Below are 4,512 nucleotides of genomic sequence, written 5' to 3' on the forward strand. Positions count from 1 at the left end.
TCACAAAACCGTCGCGGTTCTTCGAGAACGGTCGTACGGCAGCGTGCGGCGGGTCGTTATGGGTCGACAGCGCCGATAACAGCGAAAAACGCACAAGCGCTTCCGGGTTGACCGAGCCGTCGGTGGCGACGCAAAGCGTGGCGTCGGCCTCGCCGCGCCGGATCGCCTCGACGCCGAGCTGGATGGCGGTAGCGCCCGAGGCGCAGGCGGTGGACAACGAGATCGGTGAACCCTTGGTGCCGAACGCTTCAGCAAGATGATCTGCGACGGAGCCGAACAGAAATCGCGGATGATAAGCCGTGTAGCGGCCGCCGCCACTGACCCGCAGCATGGCGTCGTAGTCGACTTCGGTGGAAGGCCCGATCGCGCGCCCGAGCTCCTGGCGCTGCGGCCATTCGACCTCAACCGGGGCGACCGCGAGGAACAGCGGCCCGGGAAAATCGCCTTTGCTTCCGATGCTGGCCTGGGCCACAGCCTCTTCGGCGGCGAGTTCGCCGAGCCGTTCCGAAAGATCGGTGGAAGAAAACGGCTCGATCGGAATGAAATCGACCGCGCCGGCCATGGTCGTCTTCAGTCCGTCGGTCGGAAAGCGGGTGATGGTGCGAATGCCGGACTCGCCCGCCGTGAGCTTTTTCCAGTTATCTTCCTTGCCAGCACCAAGTGAGGTGACAACGCCCATGCCGGTTACGACGACAATCGGCCTGCCGAACTTATCGTGTGTAGCTGTCATGTTTTCCCCCGCGTAAGTTCACTTGGCCGCTTCGACCAGCGCCATGCCTTCGCCGCGCCAGTGACCGACCCCGATCACGACAATCTGGGTTGGGCGTTCGGACATTTCAACCTCGAACGGGGAGGCGCTGTTGGGCGGAAACAATGCGCCGCGCGACAATGACAATGCCGCCAGCGCCAATCCCAACGGAAATTGTGCTTCCATGGTGTGGCCAAACACCGTTCCGGCCGCGCGCACAGGAAGCTTCCCGTGGGTCTTGAGGAATGCACGCTCTTCGGAGGTGGCGGGTTCGACGCCGGTTGCACCGGTAATGATCGCGGCCTTGTCGCCGACCTTGCCGAGCTTGGCCCACAGCCTATCCAGCGTCGACGTCACATCGCCCGCCTGTTTGCGGCGCGCCATGTCAGCGACGACGTTGACGAGTCGCGCAAACGGTTTGGCGCCGCGTGCTTCAGCGTGGGCTTTCGATTCGATGACGAGAAATGCGCCGCCCGATCCCAGGGCGAAGCCACCGGATTCGCCGCGCTCCCAGACGGGTGCGAATTTGTTCTTCAGGTTGAAGCCGCCGAATTCGTAGAGAACCAGCAAATCCTTGCGCTCTCCGTTTTGCGAACCGCCGATCAACGCGATGTCGCTTTGGCCGGCGGCGATACGGGCAAGCGCGATCCTCGCAGCGTCGACGCCGGACGCTTCCTCACCCATGAAGGTGCGGGACGACCCGGTGACGCCGTGCACGATGGCGATATTTCCGGCCAAGAGATTGGATAGCTGCGCCAGAAAAAGCGTCGGGCGCAGGTCGCTCATCAGCCGTTCGTTGAGAAAGCCGGGCGCCGAATTGCCCTTCGCTTCCAGGTTCAGGATATTGGAATCCACGGCAAGGTCGCGTTCGCCGCCACCGGCAGCGACGACCATGTCCATGCGCGCGAGGATTTCGACGTTGCCCTTGACGCCAGCGGATTCCAGCGCCAATCCCGCCGCATAGGTGCCGATTCGCTGCCAGGCTTCCATCTGGCGCTGATCGCCCTTCTTCGGAATCTGGGCGTCGAGGTTGATCTGCGCCAGCGGATGAACCACGCAAGGCGCAAAACCCTTTTCGTCGACATTGATGCGATGCTGATTGAGCGCGTCCCAATGGGCATCCAGGCCTTCGCCGAGCGAAGTCGCAAGACCTATGCCGGTGATCCAGACCTCGGTTGCAGGCTTTGTTTCAGTCATGGGGTGTTGGCCTGCTGCGGAAATCCGACACGCTGGGCCACCGCCTCCATGTATCCGCGCATATCCGGGTTGGGGAAGGGGATCAGTGTGAAGGTAAGTGCTGAGTTTGCGCGCAGCTTCCCGCCAACCCGGATATTCGCTTCGGTCATTGCGTAACCCGAGCCTTCATGAGCGAGACTTGCCTCGATAGTGATGAGATCGCCCGGGAAAACCGAGCCGCGCACTTTGGCCTCTTTCACGGCGGCGAGAATCGGCATCCGCTCGAATTTAAGCAACCCGAGCAGAAGCCAGCCGGAGGCCTGCGCCATGGATTCGATCAGTAGCACGCCCGGCATCAGCGGGTAGCCGGGAAAATGTCCTTCGAAGATCGTGCTTTCCTTTGGAACCGTCGCTTCGACGATAATCTTCTTCTCGTCGATCTTGAGGTCGACGATGCGATCAATGAGGTGGAAATATTCGAGTTGCATCGTCGCGCGATTAGGCGCTTGCGCCCTTGGCCGCAACCAATTCGTCGATCCGGGCGCTCAGATTTTTCAGGACGAAGTATTGTTCGGTCGTCGCCTTGCCGTCGTTGACTTCCTGGGTCCACTTTTCCAGCGGGAGCTTGATCCCGAATGCCTTGTCGATCGCAAAGGCGATGTCGAGGAAATCGAGGCTGTCGATCCCCAGATCGTCGATCGCGTGGCTTTCCGGCGTGATCGTGTCGCGCGGTATGTCGCAGGTTTCAGCGATAATCGTTGCCACTTGATCGAATGTAGAGGACATCACTAAACCTTTGATATATTGAAGATAAATTCCGGAGATATAGGACGGCGGTCGGCGGCCCCGGGGCCGGCCCTGTCCACCACCCGGAGCCGAAAGCCCGTATATCGGAGCGCAGCCCTGAGTTCAATGGAGGTGGTCATCGCCTGTGGTGGCTGATTTCCCGGGGCAGAGGCGCCTTTTGCTGAGTATTGCCGACGTGGCAAGTTCGCCCAGCCCGGTCACTGCTAGTTTTGTGGCACGGTAATCTGGACGCAATCGTGGCGGCCCATCAGGACACAATCCTGGGTTCGCCGCAGGTGGGCAATGCTCACGGTCAGCCAGATGCCGATCGCCAGCAGCGCCATGGTGAAGGCGAAAGCGGCCACATTTGCCAGCATCCGCTGTCGATAATCGTTGCCGTCTTCGTGGTCGAGCTCATAGCGCGACAGATCGTTGGCGACTTCGAGCCGATGGACAAACGAAGGATGGCTTCCGCGCTGAGCCAAGGGAGACCCGGGGCGCGGCCGGAATTCGAGCACGCGGTGCTCATCTTCCGACGGGACCGATACGATGGGTCGCTGGGGTCTCACGGGTGCCAGCTCCGGCATGACTTTGCTTACTTTAGCACGCCTGCGTAGTTTCCCGAAGAAGAAATAGGAATTAGCCGGATAAGCGGAAAATTCATTCGTCTAAAGTGTGATGGAACTTGCCGTAGTCGATTCGAATCCGGCCGTCCTCGAGGTTTTCAAGGATATCGGCATAGCGCTGGCCGAACCGGATGTCGGTATGATCGTAAGATTTGCGGGCATGGATGGTTTGTGCCGCAACAACGTCATATCCGGATACGACGACCACGAGCATGATGTTGGCCGCTTTCAGGTCTTCGGCGCCGAGATTGAAGAGCTCACTCTGTTCGTCAAGGACATGATAGAGCGTCCAGCTCAATGCGAGCGCGGGGTGCTCGTTCTTCAAAAGGGAAAGCTCGTTGAAGCGCCGGATAGCCCGGCCCTCCTTGGTGATCGTATTCTTGAGCACCCACAGCCGTGCGGTCGCATTGCCGATGATGTTGTGGCGTTCGTTGGCAAGACGAACCATCAACGTCGGCTTTCCGTCCTGGGTTGCGATCACCGGATTGTTGACAAACAGCAACCGGGCGCTTGGCCGCGAAAACCGGGCAAAGATCAGCCCGGTCATCAGCGACATTGAAAAGATGCCTGTCAAAAGCTCGACCGCCGAGACGAAGTGACCGTAGTGGGTCTGCGGATGCATGTCGCCGTAACCGGCGGTCGAAAGCGTTTCGATGCTGAAATAGAGGTAGTCGAGATAGTCGTTGCGGGCGACGTTCGAGACCGGCTCGTCTCCAAGCCAGTAGAGCAGGCCGAAGGCCGCGTTGAAGACAATAAAGACAACCACGACGCCCGCGATGAACGATGGCCATGACGCCGTCATGCAACGATGACTGATGTCGGCCCAGAAGCTGAGATCAAGCCCCTCGGTGATGATTTCGCGGTCGCCAAACGCGATGACTCGCGACTTCGATATGCGCTCCTTCAGCTTTTCCAGCATCACCCGTCATGCCATAGTCGAACGAACCTAGACGGCATATTTCACAATCCGGCAGGGGGATGTCCAGTCATGTCGAACGTGCGCGAACCGCTGATCCACCCGATTCCAATTCTTTCGCTTCGCCCGACCCAGATGACCGTCGGGATGCGCGAGGTAAAGGAAAAGCGCAAGCGCTTTCGCGAAAAGAAGAAGCAGGCGGAGACACTCGGTAAACACATGATCCCGGTAGTTAAAGGACCCGACAAGCGATACTACGT

Annotated in this window: 7 protein-coding genes; 1 reads left to right on the forward strand and 6 read right to left on the reverse strand. The window is 59.6% G+C overall.

The window, feature by feature from the left end; genetic code table 11:
• The 6 genes from WB528_RS22560 to WB528_RS22585 all read right to left on the reverse strand — a co-directional run.
• On the reverse strand, positions 1–730 hold a 730-nt coding region (locus WB528_RS22560), incomplete at its 3' end, for a beta-ketoacyl synthase N-terminal-like domain-containing protein (RefSeq protein ID WP_423890832.1).
• A gap of 18 nt (positions 731–748) precedes the next feature.
• A complete protein-coding gene (locus WB528_RS22565; RefSeq protein WP_423890834.1) occupies positions 749–1,945 on the reverse strand; it encodes a beta-ketoacyl-ACP synthase in 1,197 nt (398 codons plus the stop codon).
• Positions 1,942–2,412: a 3-hydroxyacyl-ACP dehydratase FabZ family protein gene (locus WB528_RS22570; protein WP_423890836.1), complete on the reverse strand. Its 471-nt coding sequence runs from the start codon at positions 2,410–2,412 to the stop codon at positions 1,942–1,944. The genes WB528_RS22565 and WB528_RS22570 overlap by 4 nt, the downstream gene beginning before the upstream one ends.
• A 10-nt stretch (positions 2,413–2,422) precedes the next feature.
• Complete coding sequence (locus tag WB528_RS22575) at positions 2,423–2,710, reverse strand: acyl carrier protein (protein WP_072815786.1); 288 nt, start codon at positions 2,708–2,710, stop codon at positions 2,423–2,425.
• Positions 2,711–2,934: 224 nt separating this feature from the next.
• Positions 2,935–3,279 (reverse strand): hypothetical protein, encoded by a 345-nt coding sequence (locus WB528_RS22580; protein ID WP_423890838.1) that lies wholly within the window; start codon positions 3,277–3,279, stop codon positions 2,935–2,937.
• Positions 3,280–3,370: 91 nt separating this feature from the next.
• On the reverse strand, positions 3,371–4,255 hold the full coding sequence (locus WB528_RS22585; protein ID WP_423890840.1) for an ion channel: 885 nt from the start codon (positions 4,253–4,255) through the stop codon (positions 3,371–3,373).
• Between the two features lie 69 nt (positions 4,256–4,324).
• Here WB528_RS22585 and WB528_RS22590 point away from each other — a divergent pair.
• Positions 4,325–4,512: ParB-like protein (locus WB528_RS22590; RefSeq protein WP_423890842.1), on the forward strand; the 188-nt coding region annotated here is incomplete at its 3' end.

This window comes from Bradyrhizobium sp. (assembly GCF_049586575.1).
In the GTDB taxonomy this organism is placed as follows: Bacteria; Pseudomonadota; Alphaproteobacteria; order Rhizobiales; family Xanthobacteraceae; genus Bradyrhizobium.

Bases quoted from the DNA above. Each gene is read 5' to 3' on its own strand.
- WB528_RS22565 (WP_423890834.1), bottom strand. From the start codon at position 1,945: ATGACTGAAACAAAGCCTGCAACCGAGGTCTGGATCACCGGCATAGGT.
- WB528_RS22570 (WP_423890836.1), bottom strand. From the start codon at position 2,412: ATGCAACTCGAATATTTCCACCTCATTGATCGCATCGTCGACCTCAAG.
- WB528_RS22575 (WP_072815786.1), bottom strand. From the start codon at position 2,710: ATGTCCTCTACATTCGATCAAGTGGCAACGATTATCGCTGAAACCTGC.
- WB528_RS22585 (WP_423890840.1), bottom strand. From the start codon at position 4,255: ATGCTGGAAAAGCTGAAGGAGCGCATATCGAAGTCGCGAGTCATCGCG.